Source organism: Zwartia panacis (assembly GCF_030410395.1).
Taxonomy (GTDB): Bacteria; Pseudomonadota; Gammaproteobacteria; order Burkholderiales; family Burkholderiaceae_B; genus Zwartia; species Zwartia panacis.
Map to the genome: position 1 here is coordinate 21,583 of NZ_JAUHHF010000012.1, position 20,045 is coordinate 41,627.

Consider the following 20,045-nt stretch of genomic DNA (forward strand, 5'->3'; position numbering starts at 1 on the left):
CCATAATCTGACTATTGGTATATCGCGACTTATTAATGAAGAACTCCCTCACACTTAGGAAACTCTACATAACAACCGCTTTTTTAGAGCCTCTTAAGCTCGCTTAATGCCACCTTGGGTCTATTTGCTCAAGTGTGATCCAGTCAACAATCTTGCCATCAGGAACATAGCCTGACACCAACTCAACCAATATGGCTCTTAGCGCTACGATATCGTTTTTATCCAAGTCAGATTTCAATAACTCGAGTTTTGTTTCTAACTCTTGCCATGGAAGGTACTCTTCATGAGCCTTCATAATCCTTGGATGTGTCGTTATTTTTGGATTCTCGCCAATCAGAAGCTCTTCATATAGCTTTTCTCCAGGGCGTAAACCTGTGACTTGAATATCAATATCCCCATCGGGGTTGTCAGCACTTCTTAACGTTAGGCCGGAAAGCTCAATCATTCTCTTTGCAAGATCGATAATTTTTACGGGCTCACCCATATCTAAAACAAATAAATCACCACTCTGAGCCATAGCGCCAGCCTGAATAACTAGCTGTGCAGCCTCGGAAATCGTCATGAAGTAACGGGTGATTTCAGGATGGGTAAGAGTAATAGGCCCTCCATCACGGATTTGTTGACGAAATTTTGGGACAACTGAACCAGAGGATCCAAGGACATTGCCAAAACGGACCATCGAAAAAGTAGTGCTTTGAGCAAAAGTATCTAGGCTATTGCAGTTAGACATTTGGGCCATTGCTTGCAATATCATTTCGGCAAGACGTTTACTGGCTCCCATGATGTTCGTGGGGCGGACAGCTTTATCTGTACTAATCAAAACAAAATTAGATACGCCATGAGCTACAGCAGCCTTGGCAACGGTTAATGTGCCTATGACATTATTTTTTATGCCCTCGACAGGATTATGTTCAACGAGCGGAACATGCTTGTATGCGGCCGTGTGATAAACAGTATCCGGCTTCCACGTATGCATGATTTCACTCATACGTACGGTATTTTGAACGGATGAAAGTAAAGGAATTATTTCGACATTTGAATGTGTAGCTGCAGAAACGAGTTCCTGATGAATTGTATAAAGAGAATATTCGTTTTGTTCGATCAATAATAAAACCGAGGGATGGAGTTTAAAAATTTGTCGACAGATTTCACCTCCGATGGATCCACCCGCTCCAGTGACGAGAACAACCTTAGCACTTACGTGAAGATTTAATAAGGCGTCATCAGGTGCGACCATTTCACGACCAAGAAGATCATCAATATCCAACTCAATTAAATCAGATGTACTTACTCTACCTTGCGCTAACTGCGTGACGCTTGGAAGCGTGCGAACAGAAACACGCGCTTTGAGCATCTCGTTGAGGATTTCATTTCGCCTTTTTCGATTAATTGAAGGTAACGCCAGTAAGACATCACTAATGCGTAATGAAACAATTATTCTATTCAAATCGGCTGGGTTATGAATGGGCAGTCCGTTAATGACATGCCCATGAAGTCGCAAATTGTCATCTAAAAAGCCAACGACACGCATTTCTTGACTGTTTGCCATTGCAGCAGCAAGCTGTTGACCAGAAGTGCCGGCACCGTAAATTAAGACTCTCGGCAAGGAAGATCTTTTGAGTAAGTTCTGATACGCACCACCAAGAAAATAACTTGCAATGGCGCGCGATGCACCAATAGCCAAGAGGAGCAGGATAGGCTGTATTAATCCAATTGTTCTAGGAATACCGTCGAAACTAATAGCAGTAAAAATAGTTGCATACACCAACCCATATAATGCAGTGGCTTTTGTGACAGCCTTGAGAGCTGGCCATCCGGAATATCGAAAAATGGCGCGATACAAACCCCAGAACATGAATATTGGCAGCGCCAAAGCGATAGAAAAAATGGCTGCTTTGATTGGAGGTCCGGAAAGAGAAACAAATTCTCCTAAACGTAAATAAAAAGCGAACCAGACTGTTAATACGCAAAGACAAGCATCCACGGCGACAACTACCAGGCGTTTCGCAGCGCGAGGTAATTCAAGAATGGAGGATGTTGCACTTGTGCTGAGCATAAAAATTGCCAATTAGTGAGAGATGCCGTCACGGCGCAAAACTTTTTGCGCCGTTAACGATAGTATTAAGATATCAAAACGCACTGATTTACGTCTAGCATACTCTGCGTCAAGTGCAACTTTTTCAACGATAGGAAGTTCGTCCCGCCCGTTAACTTGTGCCCATCCTGTCAAACCGGGCACTAATTTATGGATGCCATGCTTTGTGCGTAACTCAATCAAATCAGTTTGGTTGAAAAGTGCCGGTCGTGGACCAACAAAGGACATGTCACCAATCAGAATACTCCATAACTGAGGGAGTTCATCAAGACTACTTTTCCTGATAAAAGAACCAACTGGAGTTAAAAAATCTGTTGGATTCTGGAGTAAGTGAGTGGCAACTACCGGTGTATCGATACGCATGCTTCTAAATTTTGGCATGCGAAATAATTTATTACCTTGACCCACGCGCTCGCTAAGATAAATGATAGGCCCTTTAGATGTTAGTTTTACTAGTAAGGCAACTATAAGCATCGGTAACAATAAAACTATCATGCTTAGTAGAGATAGAAATATGTCAAAAAAACGTTTCATTAACTTGCCTTCATAAAAAGGAGCTCCAAACCTTCGCGGGTATTCATGCAAGGTCTCCAATTTAGGCGTTGTGTCGTTTTTGAAATATCCACTTGCAAATTTCCAAGTAGTCTGTCGGTGAGGGATTTTTTTCCAAGGAGACGTGCGAAAAATCTCAACAATATAGGGGGTATGGGTAGTAGCCTTGGTCTCTTACCCATTGCGTTGCTTAATGCAATAAGAAGGGTTGTGGTGGAGATATCTTCTCCGTCACTCACCATAAATATTTCATTTGCGGCAGCAGGATGATCAACACAGCATATAAGAAGATCTACCAAATTATCGAGGGAAACGAAGCTACGGCGATTATGCAAAACAGCGCCTAGTGGTAATGGAATCCCCTTAGATATCAAGCGTATCAAACTTAAAAAATTTGCTTTAACACCGGGTCCATACACAAGTGGTGGTCGAATAATAACCAACTCCATACCCGTTTCATTCGCGATGACTTGTAATCCGTATTCCGCTTCCATTTTTGAAATTCCATAAGCATCTTTTGGATCAGGCGTGTCATCGGGGGAAAAAAAATGATTTGCTGTGGTTAATTCCCCGTTTACTTTTACAGAACTTAAATAAATGAACCGCCTGACACCCTTGGCTGCAGCTTGGCGTGCAAGATTTAGTGTGCCTTCAACATTGATGGCGCGAAACATGCCAAGAGAATCTGCTGATGTTTCATTCATGACATGGACTCTGGCAGCGCAATGAATAATGACTTTTACATCATCTAACGCGGCATCCCATTGGGTCGTTGAAGCGAGTGCAAGATTAAAGTGCCTGCACGGCAGATCATGCATGAAATTTTGATGTGTCGTAACGACAATGTTGGAAGGATCGACAAATGTTAGTAGGCGTGAGGTGAGCGCCTTGCCAATAAAGCCAGAAGCGCCAGTTACTAGGATTCTTGAATTGTGCATAACTGCAGTCATTTAATGTTGCACTTTATGCCAAACCCTGCGGTTAACAAAGTCCGTATAACTTTGTATGATTCTGACGATTTTGTCAGAAACATTGTCGGGCGAATAGTCAGCGACAAGCCTTAACGATCTGTCATCTCCGCGAGACTGTTGTTCGAGAACAGCGAGGCCCTGCATGACACGATCGATATCTAGGCCTACAAACATGACCGCGGCTTCTTCAAAGCCCTCGGGACGCTCATGTACCTCGCGAAGGTTGAGTGCAGGTAGATTTAAAATCGAGGACTCTTCAGTGATTGTCCCACTATCAGACAAAACTGCTCGCGCACCTTGTTGTAGATGAATATAATCCAGAAAACCAAAAGGTTTTTGAAACTTTACAAGCGGTGCGGCAACCAGACCGGCTTCCTCAATGCGTTTACGCGTTCTTGGATGCGTTGAAACAATCACAGGTAAATTGTATTTTTCAACGAGCTTGTCTAACAATAAAAATAATTTACGCAGATTTTCAAGAGAATCAACGTTTTCTTCTCGATGAGCGCTGACTAAAAAATACTGTTGCTCTTGTAAGTTTAACGTCGACAGGACCTGTGATGCGTTGATTTCGGAGCGATAGTATTCAATCACCTCACGTAATGGACTGCCTGTTTTAATAATTTGATCTGCTGGAAGACCTTCGCGAAGGAGGTAGTTTCGCGCAATTTCACTATAGGTAAGATTGATATCCGCGATATGGTCTACGATGCGACGATTAATTTCTTCGGGGACACGAAAATCAAAACAACGGTTACCTGCTTCCATATGAAAAATTGGGACCTTGCGGCGCTTTGCAGAAATAGCTGACAAACTGCTATTGGTGTCGCCCAAAATCAAAATAGCGTCCGGTGAGTATTTTTCAATGAGATTGTCGGTAGCAATAATAATTTGACCTATTGTTTCGGCCGCGGTCTCTCCAGCTGCCTCCATAAAAACATCAGGTTTTCGGATGGCAAGCTCAGAGAAAAAAACTTCATTCAACTCATAATCATAATTTTGACCTGTATGGACAAGAAGATGATCAAAAAACTGATCAAGTTTTGGAATGATTCTTGATAGACGAATGATTTCTGGCCGCGTTCCAACTACTGTCATTACTTTGAGTTTATTCACCGATTGCCTCCTGAATCATCGGCAAGCTTAGTAAAACATCTTTCACTTGTTGAACATTCAGTCGCTGTGTATTGTGCGAGGTGTAATCATCAAAATTAGCAATTTGTGTTTCACCTTCTACAAAATATTTGTCATAGTTCAAATCTCGTGCATCTGCAGGGATTCGATAGTAATTATCAAGATTTTCAGCTCTTGCCATCTCTTCCCGTGATACGAGTGATTCATACAGTTTTTCACCATGTCTTGTACCGATCACTTTAATTTCACTTTTGTTAGGAAATAATGATGTCATGGCATGAGCAAGATCTCCTACCGTTGAAGCAGGCGCCTTTTGAACAAAAATATCGCCTGGACGCGCATGCTCAAAAGCATATAAAACCAGATCGACCGACTCTTCAAGCGACATTAGAAAACGCGTCATATTCGGGTCTGTCACGGTGATTGGCTTTCCTTGTCGTAGTTGATCAAGAAAAAGAGGAATGACTGAACCGCGCGAAGCCATGACATTGCCGTAACGTGTCGCAGACAACACGGTTGTGGCGGGATCACACAACCGAGATTTTGCCACCATGACTTTTTCCATGAGCGCTTTGGATATGCCCATTGCATTAATTGGGTACACAGCTTTATCAGTGCTAAGTAAGACGCAACGGCTCACACGCTGGTCAATTGCAGCTCGCATCACATTTTCAGCGCCCTGAACATTGGTGCGCATGGCCTCCATCGGATAAAACTCACAAGAAGGAACTTGCTTGAGCGCAGCCGCATGGAACACAAAATCTACGCCTCGCAATGCGTCGTAAATACTGTCGTACTCCCGAACATCTCCAATATAAAATTTTAATTTGTCATTTTTCTGATGGAGACGCATATCCTCTTGTTTTTTTTCGTCACGACTAAAAACGCGAATTTCGGCGAGGTCAGAATTGAGAAGTCGACTCAGTACGGCATTTCCAAATGATCCGGTACCGCCAGTGATTAAAAGAATTTTGTCTTTAAACATTTGTTTCTAGCCCGTAGGATCATTTAAATGGAATGCATGCTGGCGACGAATTAACTCTGCCCAGGAAGGTGGTTTGTAACCGGTCAGATTTCGGAACCTACTTGAATCAAGAGAGCGATCAATGACAAGATTTTCATCGGGCTCTATCACGATAGATTTTTGATAGATTTCAGCAATTAGACTGAGAAGATCAAATTTATTGATTGGGGATGCAGAAACGTGAAAGACGCCATGCAATTCAGGACGTGGAATAACATAGTCTCTGATGACTGTTGCTAATTCAACTGTGGGTAGTCCCGAGAATAAGGCGCGTTTGTAACCTTTTACAGAACCTGATTGTGATAAAAACCATCCGACCAAACCATGAGCACTTTGCATTTCGTGACCAATAATTGAGGTTCGGAGGGTGATAGCGTTTGAATAATCTACTTCACCAAGTAATTTGCTACGGCCATATAAATCTTGTGCATCAGGATTATCATTTTCTGAGTACATGCCACGCGAACCGTCAAAAACGCAGTCGGTACTGATATGAATGAGTTTTGCATCGACGAGTTTGCAAAGTCTCGCAAGCCTATGGGGAAACAAAGCATTAATTGAAATGCTACTAAAGGGATCATTTGCTTCCTTTAGTTGTTTGACTAACCCAATACAGTTAATCACAATGTCAGGTGTTGTTCTCGCGAGTAGTTGAGTAAGAGCATCAATGTTTTCTACATCGATCCCCCAAACTATATTTTGTTGCAACTCCTTAGGCAGGTAGCTTTTGACGCGATCAGATCTAGCCATTCCTGAGAGCGTAAATTTTTGCGTGTCTTGAGAAAAGACACGAAAGATTGCACTACCAAGCATCCCCGATACACCTAAAACAAGGATTTTCGTTTTTAAGTTTGTCCCGACGGATTTGGAATGCATAATCAATATGAGGCTATTTAGTTATTTATTAGTTAAAACTAATTCAAAATGTTTTTTTAGGTTTTCAGCTAGCGTGTTGGGCTCAAAGTGAGACTCGTAAAATTTGAGACCTGCATTGCCCATTTCCTTTAGTGTTTCTTTTGGTAATTGGTATAAAGTCAGGATACGTTGAGCAAGTTCAGGGGCATTTTCGGCCTCGCATGCTAAACCTGCGCCTGCTTGCTCAATGATTCTTGCACCTTCGCCATCTAGGCAGGCGATGATAGGCTTACCGGTTGCGAGATATACCTGAATTTTACTAGGTACTGTTTGACTCATGATCGGATTTTTTGACAAGCTCACCAGAAGTGCGGAGGCCTGATTCAATATGCCGGGCATTGCTTCAACGGGAAATCTTCCGGGCATAACAACGTTACTAATGTTTCTTCGCTGAATTTCTGATGCGAGCCATGCGCTCAAACTTCCGCTACCAACTAAAATAATTTTAATTTCAGGATAGGGCAATAGAATTTGAGCGGCGCTGATGACTGTATCGAGCGCCTGCACTGTTCCGAGATTTCCTGCAAAGACGACGTTGAAGCCATCGTCTAGATGCAAGGCAACAGTCTGAGAGTTGTCAAAGCTAGCAAAAGCAATTTCACCTGGGTTTGGATGATAGCGGACTGGCGTTGTTCCGGCCATTTTTTGTACCGAAGGACTAAATGCCTGCGACTGGACAAGTAACAAATCACTTTTACGGTAAATCCACCTCACAACACTAGAAACGGATGCTAAAAGAAATTTATTTTTAACAAAGCCAGTTGCTTCAAGACTTTGAGGCCAAAGATCCTGAATCCAAACAACTACTTTAGCCTTTTTAATTTTGCCTATTAATAGGGCACCAATTGCTTGGATGATGGGAGACGGCGCATAAACAAAAATAATGTCAAATTGCTGGCCTTTCAGTAGCATTGGGCCAATGAGCGATGTGCTGAAAACAAATGACAGATAGTTAGCAATTAATCCAAATGCTCCGGCCTTACCGCGAGCAGCAAGGGGCACACGCACAATCTTGTAGCCAGTTTTGTGCAACTCTGATCCAAAACCAAAGGCTCGATATCCTTTGAAAACCTTGCCTTGTGGATAGTTCGGTTGTCCAGTCAATACAGTGACTTGGCATCCAACGGCAATTAATGACTCCACAACTTCGTTTATACGAAATGATTCGGGCCAAAAATATTGAGTTAAAACTAAAACCTTCATGTTTGACACTGTTTTGCGTATGTATTCGGTGAATTAAGATGTTTAATATCAAGATCGATATTAAGGATGTGCATAAGAATATTTTTATGACTACGTCTCAAGACAGACTGATGCCACTTGATTTCCATCGTTACACTCCCTGGTAAGACGCAACATACTGTGAAGGTTAAAAAATTTCCTAACTAATTTTTATTTATACGATCCATAAATAAAAGGAAGTTTTCCAAAGGAGTGTATAACCTCGTTAACAACACCTAATAGGGTTAATATGAAGGCAATACCAAAAAAAATTATTATTAAATATTGTCTTTCTATCGTCTGGGAGTAAAAAAACATACTTCTTTTTTGCTTCCATGCATAAGAATAAAGTAATCCCACAAATACACTTAGCAGTATTAGATTTTCTCGAAGCAAAAACGAGTGTGAATAGAGATTCCCAAGAAATAAAGAAAATATCCCATAAGTGACGGGAATAAGAACGACTCTTTTTTTAACATTGAAAAATGGCCATAGGAAAACAATCATAAAGCTCAATATTCCTACAATCCCAACTTCTGCTAGGGTTTGCAAAAAATAGTTATGTGCATTCTCACCTCCCGCTCGCACCATGGCGAGGGAGTTACTAAACTCAAGCACAGACGAAAGCCTAAAAAACTCACCGTTCCCCACACCAAACCAAGGGTACTGACTGGACATGCGTATTGCCGCCGAGTGAAACTCTAATCTCCATCTAGAAAGCTCATTAAACGCTTCAAAACCATTTAAATCGGGATTAGTGATCGCACTATACAGTTCCTTTATCCATAAATAATGACCTGAATAAAAAATAATGATCAGTACAGAAGCGATTAATACTAAAAAATAAATTCCATTCTTGTATAAATTTTCTCGCTTTTCTTTTAACCTATATATAAATATAATAAATATTGTTATACAGGCTAAGAAAAGTGAAGCCCTTGATTTACTTAAAACAATGGCGATCCAACTCAATACAATTGCACTAATCGTGATGTACCGCCAATATTTGTGATCGGCCCGAACAAGAAATCCAATGAGTCCTACCGCACCAAGTAACATATGCGCAGCAAATGAGTGAATATCTGACTGAAAACCAACCGCGCCATAGCCAATGCTTTCGGGACGATATGCAATTGTTGCGGCAGGCAATCCTATCTTTGAAAATGCTTGAAATATCCCATAACTGGCAGAGACTATTACTGCGACTACTACCGGTTTAAAAACAATTGCATCTCTATCCCTATTATTACGTAGTGCCTCTGAAATAATAATGACGACCAAACCTGCAAAACTGTAGACAATCATATCTGCTACGGGTGCAAAGTCATTGCTTTTGCTAAGCAGCTTAAAATGCAAAAGACTTAAAATTAATTCTTGCCAATTAAAGGATGATGCAGATTGCCAAAAATTTCTAGAAATAGCGACTGCAGTTGAACACACGAGTATGATCAATAACAGCCCCAGCGGCCAAGGTGGCGCTAATTTGGAAATTGAAAATTTCCTATATTGAAATATTTCTCTTAAAAAACCACCCACAGTGAAGCCAGCGATAATATCTATACTGGGATAAGCAACAAAGTATGGAACAGCAGGTTTGTAAAAATGTTGAATTTGTTCATGGAAGGCCGTTGCAAGTGGTAATGAAAAAATCACAAAAAAAATTGACCACTTCCTTGATACAACACCAATCAGTAAAGCTAAATTAAAGTAAGTGAGCGTCGGCCATCTCACAGGCTGAAAGAGTGAAAACACATAACTACTTAGCACTACAGCGAGTGATAAACCCGTTATGAGCAAGGCACTCCAAGATAAATAGATGCCTATTTGTTGGCAAATACGCACTGGATAAGTTAAACGATTGGCAGAATGGCCTGCGGTATTAAACATTATTTAACTTGTCCATTAACTGTTTTTTTATAAACTTCAACGATGTACTGCCACGTTTGTTTTGCACAGATTGGCCAGGTATATGCCTCTGAGAGCGCTCTCGCTTTAACTGATAAATTTTTTCTTAACTCTGAATTAGAAATTAACGTTCCAACAGCTTCTGCTATTGACGTGTCCTCTGTAGGATCAAAATAAACACCCCCATCTTGCAATACTTCGGGCAAACTGCTCCGATCTGAGCATGCAATCGGCAATCCGGACGCCATCGCTTCTAATAAGGTGATGCCAAAAGTTTCACAACTAGAAGCAAAAATAAAAAGATCAGCTTGAGCAAAAAAATCTGGGATTCTGTCGGGGGGCAAGAACTCCAGGACTTCAACAAACTCATTATCTGGATCTGAAATTGATATTTGTTTTTCGAGTATTTTTTTAGCGCGTTGTCCCCCACCGCCTACAAGAGTCAGTTGTAAGTTATGACCCTGATCCCGCAATCGCTTGATAGCGCTGACAACAACCCATTGATGTTTATATTCAAACACGGGTGAGATATACAAACATCGAATCGGATGATCGGAGCTCTTTGGCCAGATTCTTGGCACGACATCCCTTCTGAAAACGTCGCTCACCCCATGCGGGATAACCCTTGTCTCAGAAAGTTTTCCCGTCACATCTTGTACACAGCTCGCAGCATAGCGTGTAAGAAAAATATTTCCATCTGCATAGCGAAATGCTCTTTTCTGTACTAAACGAATAAATTCCTGGCGAAATCTATTCATACTCAAACCAAATAAACGTAAAGTACCTTTTTCAAATGGTAATAAGTTCTGACTTAGGACAACCATTGGTTTGAATTGGCATACAGTACTTGCTTCCGCTGTAAATAATACTTGGCAATCTTGAGCCTTGATTTCTAAACTTAACTTCTTAGATTGCCAATACAGTTGATGAGCAATGGACATCTCTGTTTCAGGAGGATGATGTTTGATGAGCCACGGCTTATTTGGCACAGAATCTAATAGCTTTTGATATGCCCACAAGTGTATGAATTTAATTCCATAAATATCGATTCTCTCTAAATCAAGTATTCCAACTAAATGGGCAATGCCGCCGCCCGAGCGAACGCGCGAAGCATCAACAGCAACATTTATTGCCCGCATGAATGACTCCTGTTTTCATGACTGATTGATGTGGATTTCATGTCGCTGAGCCATACCACATGCATCGATAACTTGTTTTGTACCGACATGAGCGATGCACGGCACCGCACCCAGCTCGTCCAGCGGGTAATGACAGCGCCATCTACAACCAAAACATTCCATTGAACTGAACACGGATATTGGCTTGGGTCGGTTAATGTCCTCCGCCTCAGGATTGTATGGAAGAAATCTACCAAAATGCCCGCCTCCCAATATACAAACTGACGGAACTGCTACAGCCGCCGCAATATGAATGGCAGACGACTCATTTGCAATAACCAATTGTGCGTGACGAATAACTTCTATCATCTGAAGTAATGTTGTTTTACCCGCAATATTCATCACCTTGATCTCGGCTTGAGCCGCGATTTGTTTACAAAGCGCTTGCTCTGAGTCTGTTCCGCACAATACCGTAGTGAGTCCTTGTTTCTGTAAATACAGAATAATTTCGACGAAATTTTCAATGGGCCACATTCTTGGTGCCCAAGACGCACCTGGCACAATGACACTATAGCGTTCGGGTAAATCTAATGCATGGGGAAATTCATCAAACGCCGGAATCACAGGAATGTGACTTCGGAAGTTAATATTGCCTAGCTTCCTAATCAGTTCAGCATTTGTATTTAGCTCGATTGGAGGAGAAGTGCCACATGGCACCAGTGTTGTGTACCAAGTATCAGTAATCATTTTGTGACTAGCTGAAATGTTGTTTAAATCCCCTAGGTGTCCAATTCGATTCGAAGCGCCAGATGCGCGAACAATGAGATCAACAACATATTCTCTCGAATAGGTTGGATGTATGACTGTCGTGAAGCCCAGCCTTCGCGTGGCACATAATAATTTGAGTCGATATGACTCGTCTGTTCTTAACCGCGGTACATCCACTGCGACAACTTCATCCCAGTATGGCAAGCGTGTTGCAAGTACTGACCAAGTTTTATTTGCATATAAAACAAGTCGCTTATTTGGATACAAATTCTTAAGTTCTTTCGCTGCATCAAGCCAAATAACAAAATCACCAATCAAGTCAAGTCTAACAAGCAGAACAGTTTCACAAACGGCTTTCTTTTTTGGCAAATAATCAATTAGCCAGTATTGCTCAGTCAATATCAAAGTAATACGATGATAAAACCATACAAAAAACATACGCCGTATTTTATGGAGTCGTGGCGGTACTTTTTTTAATTTGATCAATACATTGGTTACGATTCGCATAGATTTTTAAGAGACCTGTATGAATCGTTTCAAAATTTGACGTTTCGTTCTGAGATAAATTGTGAGTATTTTGTCAAAATAACTTCGCTTCCTGCCAAGAGCTCCTAAGAAAATTTCATCAAGTTCCTGAAAATATCGCTTTTTCAATCTACCAGATCCTGAGATCGAATCTGCATAAAGCCTAAAAACAGCAAGTTCATTTTTATCAATAAAATGCTCGGCTCCATGCTGTAGAAAATTTAAAAATAATTCATAGTCCCAGCATGTACGATTTAGAGTGTTGATACCTCCAACCTTCTCATACAACGACGCAGGGAAAAATGTGGATTGTTGAAACACGACAGCCGAACGATGTAGCATTTCTCGGGCAGATAAGACACTAGGAGCAATCGGTGTTCTTATGCCAAACGCATCTTCTGAATAGCCTTGTCCTGTCATGAAACAATTTGTGTTGCGACAATCGAAGAATTCTTTAACTTTGCTTAGTGCATTTGGCAAGTAATAGTCATCAGAATTGATAAATCCATATATATCGCCTGTTGCGTGACTAAAACCTTTGTGTAATCCATCGGCAGGTCCACTGTCCGAGTCAAAAACTTTCACTATCCGATCACCGTAAGATTCGATCAACTCCCTACTTCCATCCGTGCTCCCAGGATCGACCACAATATACTCAACCTCACACTCCTTTTGCTCGAGGACTGAGTCAATACATTCCCTAAGATATTTCTTCTGATTAAAAGAAATAGTGACAATTGAGATTTTCATCTTGAGTGAGTGATTGCGACTTTATTTATATGAACGTGAAAAGCTAATTTATTTTTTGAGAATGATGAGATAAAAAACTTTATACGCGAATTAAAATGAACGCGTTTGCATCTGCAAGATCAACCGATGTTGTATACCAATGTTATCGTTATCTTTCTTCGCAAAAGCTATGCGTATTTATATCGTTAATACCTCATTTCTCTAGTTTTTACTGACATCAAACTAGCCGTCGTGATTTCAGGTGTGATTTGGCTTGCTAAATGCGCACTCATATGACCCATCTGTATGAGCTTTGTGACATTATGGCTCGACATCAAATGCATTTGGTAAGCAAGGTCTTGGGGTGAGTCATTATAAAAGGTATAACCATTTAAATGATCAATCAAAAACTGGGGCCTCGCACCCACTCTCTCTGAAAATATAAGAGGTAATCCAGCCGTTGAAAACTCGTGGGCGACAACACCCCACGGCTCATAGCGACTAGGCAATATAAAAGCGCCTGCATTTTTCGCACGCGTGACGAGGTCTGATTGAGACAAAAATGACTCTACAGTAATACCGTCATTCCGTTTGGCAGCACTTATTAAATCGTCATGCAGTGGACCATTTCCGATACAGTTTAGTTTCCAAGTCCCTTTGTATTTTTCTTTATACAGATCAAAGGCCTGAATCAAGATATCGATACCTTTTGCCTTCGCAAAGCGACCGACATACAGAAAAGTCTCAGGATAATTGTTCAGTTTTTCCTGATCTAGTGCTGCAGCTGCCAGGCTAAACAAATCGGAATTTCCGCTCAGCAAATTACAAATGATTTCTGTTTTTTTAAAGCCAATACGTCTTGCATACTCGTACTGTAAAGGGCCAGGTACCCACACATAGTTATAAAAGAGTTTTTTATAAACCCAGCGAATTAATAAAGCGCCTATTTGTTGCCGCACAGATCCCGTCCACTGACTATCCAAACCCGCAACGATCGTCACTCCCTTTGACTTTAACTTGCGCAAGGCTGGGAAATAGCCACGATCCATCCAACCCGTCACGTAAACCAGATCAGGTGAAAGCTCAGTGACGAAATCAACGATTGCTTTGGGAGTGAAAGCAGATCGATCATGAAATGTAATTTTTGTACTGTCTGTATTCGCGCTTGGTACAAATGGAGTTAGCTTATTTTGACTCCAGTGAATAACGTCAACCGTCGCGCCGTAGTCATTCACTAGTTTTTCAAAAATCGGCAGGTTATAGCCGAGAAGTTCTGTATACAAGTAGAGAACTTTCATGATCTATTGAACCACGGGTGCTAATGCACGATAAACGCCGAGAGTTTCTTGTGCACATCGCTCCCAATTGAAATGTTTTTTTCTAGCTAATCCTATATTTATAAGTTCTTGCGTTCGTGATGAGGACAACACAACGGCTTCAATCGCAGCAGTCATATTCTCAGTTGAACGAGGGTCAAAATATTCCCCCGCTTGAGCGATAATTTCAGGCATAGCACTAGTGTTACTGCTAATGACTGGGCACTGGTGCGACATTGCCTCTAGTGGCGGCAAACCAAAGCCTTCGTAGATGGACGGGTATACAAGTGCTGCGGCTTTTTTGTACAAGTTATTTAATACCTCATCTTCACCACCGAGTTGCTTAACTTGGCCTACGCTGAAGCCTAACTCTTTAATTAAATTCTGTTCCTCGGCATTAAAATTCCCGCCGCCAAAGGCAACTAAATCAAACTCTTTCATTATTTTCTGTGATGACGATATTGCACGCAATAATCCAGTAAAGTTTTTATAGCCCTCGCGCAACCCAACGTATAAGAGATAGGGACGTTGATTTGATTCTTTAGAGATGCAAGCCTCTTCATTCTCTGGAGGATCACAAGCCAGATAGACAACAGAAGCTTTTTCAGAAGAGATCTCAAATATATCCATAAGATCTTTCTTAGTACTGTGTGAAATACAAATCACATGGTCTGCACGCATCACAGACTTATATTTTTCAGTAGTTTTCAATTCGGAATTTGAATAGCCTTTAGCAAGCAAATCTAACTCACTAATCATATCGAAAACTGTCAACACTACTGGGCAGGCAGGCGGAGCGATTATCTTTGATGAATAATATGTCTCATGAACAATATCAGGCTGCCAGTTTTTAATTGATTTTCTTGCGAGCAAACGATTAGCTGTCACACAAACCGTAGCTGTTTTAAGTGGGTAATCAGTAATCGCATAGCCATGAACGATCGACTGCGGGAGTTTTCGTAGATATTGATTTCTATATAGCGGAGCAAAAATACCAACATCTACATTACAAACACCTGAGTCATTTGAGTCACTTAAGTGATCTGCCAGCCGACAAAAATACCGTGAAATTCCACCCGTTTTTTGTAAGGTAAACGCTTGATGATCAAAAGCAATTTTCATTTAATTAACCGTGAAAATTGTTTGTTAATTTTACGAAGCTGTCTTTTTACAAATGATGGAGCAATCTGATCCTCAGAGATAAAGCGATCACCTTCAGGGTCTTGCAACACGAAATTTGGATGAGCAAGTGGAAAGGCGATCGGCTGCGTCGGCATATTTGCATGAATACCCACCTCATGGGTATGCGTAGCCTCTGGCCCGAAACCAATATTCGAAATTAAATTCACGTTAGGCACAACCTGGAGCATGCCTCTTAATAAAGCAGTGAACGTCCAAGAGCAATCCCATGTATCCAGTGATCCGTCGTAGACCATCTCAAATGAATTGCGCCAGTACTCTTGCTCACCTTTATTAGGGAATAAGACTTCAATCCAGCCCTCGTCTCTAAACTGCGGCCACTGCTTGATATCTCTATCGTAGTGCTGCCAGGCTCTGCGCCAGGAAGCCCAGCCCCATATGTGGGTGTAGCGAGAAAAATAGTAACTCCCGCCGCCACGCTGTCGTCCGAACTGTAGATTTCCGCCAGAAATCATACTGACACGGTCATTGTGTCTGTACCGCTCAAGCATTTCTTCGCAAAACCGGAAAAAACTGGGCTCTGGCAAACAGTCATCCTCGAGAATGATGGCCTCTTCAACCTGTTCAAAAATCCAGTCAATCCCACTCGCGACTCGTAATTTACAGCCCATATTATTTTCAGAAAAGTTTGTGATGACCTCACAGTCCCAATCAGCTTTCTGAATAATTGCGCGTGTCTGCTGACATTTTTCGTATTCTCCAGCTCTATTCGCGCGCGGTCCGTCCGCCACAACCAATAGCTTGGGTGGCTTAGCCTTTGCAATCTCTCTGAATACACGCTCGGTTGTATCAGGACGATTAAAGATTAATAAAGCGACAGGTGTCGTGAGCTGAAAATCAGCCATAGTGCCTTTCGTTTTTAATTTTGTAAACTTTTGTGAATAAACGCTGAAAGCTTGTTTTGGACAACAACTTCACTGAAATCATTTCGATACGCAGCAAAGTTATCTTTAATATTATCAAGATCCAATAGCGATATTAAACCGCTATAAATGCTAGAAGTCTCATCTGCATCTACAGCTAGCCCAATTTTGTAGTGACTGACACGTTGCCCCATCAAGCAGTTTTCAGCAACCATTATCGGCTTTTCAAAATACGCCGCCTTTGAAAGCATATTGCTACTGCGTGAAAAATCACGGTACACAGCAAAAATCACATCTGAAATTGAGATGATTTCATTGAAAATCCGTTCGTCTTTCACGTATTCTGGATAAATAAATAGATTCTCTGGTGGATGGTCCTGTATTTTTTTTAGTGCGGATTCATCCTCAAGCGTCAGATTGTTTGTATTAATCCGACCCATTTGAACAAAAAACCACTGGCTTTGATCAGAGAGACCGATCAAATCATACCAACGGGCCAAGTTCTTTTGTTTGCCAATCGATCCGCCCATAAAAACGATTTTTCTACCTGCAGCGAATGAAAGAATTTCGTTTGCCAATGCGCTTCGTTGTTCAGGAAGGGCGGTTTCAGTGATGTCTGGTAAAAATTCAAAAATGCGCCCTGGCATTTCCTGCTGATAGGTCTTACAAATAGCCTCATCAAGCAAACACGTTCCCTTGTAAGTATGCAGGGAATAGTATCCTTCAGAAGGGTGGGCACCTGGCGTAATGCAAAGCCCTACCCACGGCAAACTATTTAAAAAATTCAGGTTCTTCCAATACTGGGGATCTGAAGGATAGGCATCAACATACATATTAAAAACAAGACGGATTTGTCCCGTATACCTATCGATCAGCTGATTAACGCGATCAAAGAATAAAGCGGGATCGAGAGATGTTTTACGTTGGCGAAACATCAACCTGCCATACAAAGCATGACACCTATGCCAAAACTTTTTAAGCATTGAGTGAGGGCCTGTCGTTCGACCCGTTGCATCTAAAACGACCAGATAATCTGACTCATTGATGCCCTTATGCTTGAGCTTTAAACGCAAGCCCTCAGGATCATTGCAAACAGCAATCACCCCAAAACCGGATTTCGACACTAAATCAATAAACAGTACATGCCAGGAGTCAAGATGGCCTTCATTTGAAATCGGGTTATAGAGCAGGATGTATCCGTTTTTATTCATACGTTTTAAGATCCCGCTTAATTTGCCCTATGTGACGATCTGACCAGTGCTTGCTCGTAAGTACGCAAATACTGTTCTACAACGACATTAGGGGAGAAACGGGCTTCTGCTATTTTTCGAGCTGTATGGGAAAGGTGTTTCCATCTCACGGGATCACTTAGTACCCAAAGCATCCCTTTTGCAAGGCTATCGATGTCAAAGGCAGGCGCTAACCAACCGCTCTGCTCGTGATCAACGATATCGGGCAGACCACCGATATTGAAAGCAACAACAGGAATACCACAGGCGTGGGCCTCAATTGCAGTATTGGGTAAATTATCGACTCTCGATGGCGCCATCATCACATCTGCTGCAGAGTAAATCAATGTCATGACATGATCATCGCGAACAGGACCAAGCCAACGTACTTTGCAAGGCCAATCATGTGAAATGACCGGCTGATACTGACCGAAAATCAACAACTCAATGTTGTCAGGTTCACTTGCAACCACCTTGGCCATCGCTTGCTTGAGGAGATCCTCGCCTTTGAGATGAGGCATTCCCCCTGCGGAGCCAGACAAAACATATTTCTTGCTTTGATCCAATCCCAACACACGCCGTGCAAAATCTTTTGGGATTGGTCGCCAAAGATGCTCCATCTCGATTGGATTAGGAATGACTGTGATCGAAGCATCTCGAAACAGCACGCTATCTTTTGCGCAACCTGCCATCCAGCGCCCAGGTGTCACGATATTGAAGTTCTGATCGACCCAGCATTTTTTCTTGGACTCCCAGGCCTGACGATTGAGGTCTGGGCCGGACTCACCTGCAGGCCTATTATCGGGTAGGTACCCCACTCTGAACCTGGAGGCTTTGTCATCATCCGCGACGTGCTCTCCACCACAAAACGCCCACATATCATGCAGGGTCCAAACAATAGGCTTGCGGATATTCCCAACATCTTCGATCGAGAGCAGATTGACGATCCAGTGCAGATTCACCACATCCGCATCGCAACGATTAATTTCCTCAACAATCCCTGCGCTCACCAGACCAAACGAGTGCATGATCAAGTTATCTGTTTTCCAGTTACGCTCGGTGAAGGCGCGTAGTTTTTTCTGAATACGACCTTTTACTTTTTCAATAAAAGTGCGTGGACCTCGGCCTGCGATAACCTTGTCATTCGCCGTCTGATGCGACAGTACGCGCATGGTGCTGTCGATACCATGTTGCAACAGCGCAGTATGTAAACGATATGCGGCTCTCGAGGCTCCACCACTAAAGTCGTCCGTTGAAAGGTGAAGGATCTTCATGCGTTTGACATACACTTTTTAAGAAAGCCGATCAGATGCTGGCCCAGCGCCCGAAGACTAAAATCACGCCGATAATATTCAAACTGATTTCCCATCGATCCTGCTGTTTGAACGAGGGTAGTCATGGCAGTCAACATCGCGTCAACGTTATGCTCAGGGACTGTCAAGCCAATGCCATACTGTGAAACGCGCTCGCCCATTAAATATCCTTCAGCGACAAGGATGGGCTTACTAAAAGCGGCAGCTTTGCCAGGCATATTGCTACTGATTTTAAAGTTTCGATAGACAGCAAAAATGATGTCGCTTGTCTGGATGACCTCGTTAAACATTGCCTCATCAGGCAAGTACTCAAGTTTGATGTATAGATTTTCTGGGCATTGTCTTTTGATTTTTGCCAACTCAAGCACATCTTCACTTGTTAAGGTGTCCTCAAACATTTCTCCAATCTGTACAAAATAAAACTCTCGTGCATCTGCCTGATGAATCAGCTGATACCAGCATGCAAGATTTTTATTGCCACCGATCGTGCCGCCCATAAATACGATTTTGCGGCCTCGTGCTTTATCCTTGATCTCACGAACAAGTGCACTTTCAGTTAAAGGCAACGCGTTTTCAGTAATATCAGGTAGGTAACCAAATACTTTGCGAGGCATTGCCCGCTGCGCCTGCTCGCAAACGCTCTCGTCTAGGAAACACATTCCCTTGAGAGCTGTTTGAGCGTAATAAATTTCCGAATACTCGGGTGTCGGTACAAATCGAATACCCGCCCATGGCAGTTTATTTGAGCTTTCAAACTGCAACCATCTCGCCCCGTCACTGGGATACATATCCATGTACATGTTGAACACAAACGAAGGTGGCCATTTACATTGTTTGATCGAAGCGTTGATACGACGTCCGAATTCAACAGGATCCAGAAATCTGGGGTCTAAATCATTTGTATTGTGTTGATTGCGAGATTGGATACCAATCATTCTCTGCAATCGACCCAATACGCGTTGAGCAAAACTTGGGCGCAACACATTCCAGTCCAACACACACAGTCTTTCCAAGTATGCTTGGTTTTTAGACTTGAGCCGCCGTGTTAAATCCTGTGCATCTGGTGTCATCGCATTGACGTACCATCCGGCATCCAGCAAGATCGAGATAAACATCGCATTCCACGAGTCCAAATGGCCGTGACCTGAGATGGGGTTGTAAAGGAGA

17 protein-coding genes are annotated in these 20,045 nt (G+C 42.2%); all 17 read right to left on the reverse strand.

The window, feature by feature from the left end:
- Window positions 1–103 precede the first annotated feature (103 nt).
- Window positions 104–2,056, reverse strand: a complete 1,953-nt coding sequence (locus QWY30_RS13525; protein ID WP_290241851.1) for a polysaccharide biosynthesis protein — start codon at window positions 2,054–2,056, stop codon at window positions 104–106.
- A gap of 12 nt (window positions 2,057–2,068) precedes the next feature.
- Window positions 2,069–2,629, reverse strand: a complete 561-nt coding sequence (locus QWY30_RS13530; protein ID WP_290241852.1) for a sugar transferase — start codon at window positions 2,627–2,629, stop codon at window positions 2,069–2,071.
- Window positions 2,629–3,597 (reverse strand): UDP-glucose 4-epimerase family protein, encoded by a 969-nt coding sequence (locus QWY30_RS13535; RefSeq protein WP_290241853.1) that lies wholly within the window; start codon window positions 3,595–3,597, stop codon window positions 2,629–2,631. Before QWY30_RS13535 ends, QWY30_RS13530 begins: the two co-directional genes overlap by 1 nt.
- Complete coding sequence (gene wecB, locus QWY30_RS13540) at window positions 3,598–4,734, reverse strand: non-hydrolyzing UDP-N-acetylglucosamine 2-epimerase (RefSeq protein WP_290241854.1); 1,137 nt, start codon at window positions 4,732–4,734, stop codon at window positions 3,598–3,600.
- Window positions 4,727–5,737, reverse strand: a complete 1,011-nt coding sequence (locus tag QWY30_RS13545; protein WP_290241855.1) for a polysaccharide biosynthesis protein — start codon at window positions 5,735–5,737, stop codon at window positions 4,727–4,729. The genes wecB and QWY30_RS13545 overlap by 8 nt, the downstream gene beginning before the upstream one ends.
- Before the next feature lie 6 nt (window positions 5,738–5,743).
- Complete coding sequence (locus QWY30_RS13550) at window positions 5,744–6,652, reverse strand: dTDP-4-dehydrorhamnose reductase family protein (RefSeq protein WP_290241856.1); 909 nt, start codon at window positions 6,650–6,652, stop codon at window positions 5,744–5,746.
- A gap of 21 nt (window positions 6,653–6,673) precedes the next feature.
- Window positions 6,674–7,894, reverse strand: coding sequence for a glycosyltransferase family 4 protein (locus QWY30_RS13555; RefSeq protein ID WP_290241857.1), 1,221 nt, complete (start codon window positions 7,892–7,894; stop codon window positions 6,674–6,676).
- A gap of 189 nt (window positions 7,895–8,083) precedes the next feature.
- Window positions 8,084–9,799 carry an O-antigen ligase family protein gene (locus QWY30_RS13560; protein ID WP_290241858.1) on the reverse strand — a complete coding sequence of 572 codons (1,716 nt, stop codon included), beginning with the start codon at window positions 9,797–9,799 and terminating at the stop codon, window positions 8,084–8,086.
- Complete coding sequence (locus QWY30_RS13565) at window positions 9,799–10,956, reverse strand: glycosyltransferase family 4 protein (protein ID WP_290241859.1); 1,158 nt, start codon at window positions 10,954–10,956, stop codon at window positions 9,799–9,801. Before QWY30_RS13565 ends, QWY30_RS13560 begins: the two co-directional genes overlap by 1 nt.
- Window positions 10,957–10,971: 15 nt before the next feature.
- Entirely contained in the window at window positions 10,972–12,210 is a 1,239-nt protein-coding gene (locus QWY30_RS13570; protein ID WP_290241860.1) for a glycosyltransferase family 9 protein, read from the reverse strand.
- 6 nt (window positions 12,211–12,216) lie between these two features.
- Window positions 12,217–12,978: a glycosyltransferase family 2 protein gene (locus QWY30_RS13575; RefSeq protein ID WP_290241861.1), complete on the reverse strand. Its 762-nt coding sequence runs from the start codon at window positions 12,976–12,978 to the stop codon at window positions 12,217–12,219.
- A gap of 185 nt (window positions 12,979–13,163) precedes the next feature.
- Entirely contained in the window at window positions 13,164–14,255 is a 1,092-nt protein-coding gene (locus tag QWY30_RS13580; RefSeq protein WP_290241862.1) for a glycosyltransferase, read from the reverse strand.
- 3 nt (window positions 14,256–14,258) lie between these two features.
- Complete coding sequence (locus QWY30_RS13585; RefSeq protein ID WP_290241863.1) at window positions 14,259–15,395, reverse strand: glycosyltransferase family 4 protein; 1,137 nt, start codon at window positions 15,393–15,395, stop codon at window positions 14,259–14,261.
- Window positions 15,392–16,318 (reverse strand): glycosyltransferase family 2 protein, encoded by a 927-nt coding sequence (locus tag QWY30_RS13590; protein ID WP_290241864.1) that lies wholly within the window; start codon window positions 16,316–16,318, stop codon window positions 15,392–15,394. The genes QWY30_RS13585 and QWY30_RS13590 overlap by 4 nt, the downstream gene beginning before the upstream one ends.
- 14 nt (window positions 16,319–16,332) lie before the next feature.
- On the reverse strand, window positions 16,333–17,547 hold the full coding sequence (locus tag QWY30_RS13595; RefSeq protein WP_290241865.1) for a hypothetical protein: 1,215 nt from the start codon (window positions 17,545–17,547) through the stop codon (window positions 16,333–16,335).
- Between the two features lie 17 nt (window positions 17,548–17,564).
- Window positions 17,565–18,839, reverse strand: coding sequence for a glycosyltransferase (locus tag QWY30_RS13600; RefSeq protein WP_290241866.1), 1,275 nt, complete (start codon window positions 18,837–18,839; stop codon window positions 17,565–17,567).
- Window positions 18,836–19,993 (reverse strand): hypothetical protein, encoded by a 1,158-nt coding sequence (locus QWY30_RS13605; protein WP_290241868.1) that lies wholly within the window; start codon window positions 19,991–19,993, stop codon window positions 18,836–18,838. The genes QWY30_RS13600 and QWY30_RS13605 overlap by 4 nt, the downstream gene beginning before the upstream one ends.
- Between the last annotated feature and the right edge of the window lie 52 nt (window positions 19,994–20,045).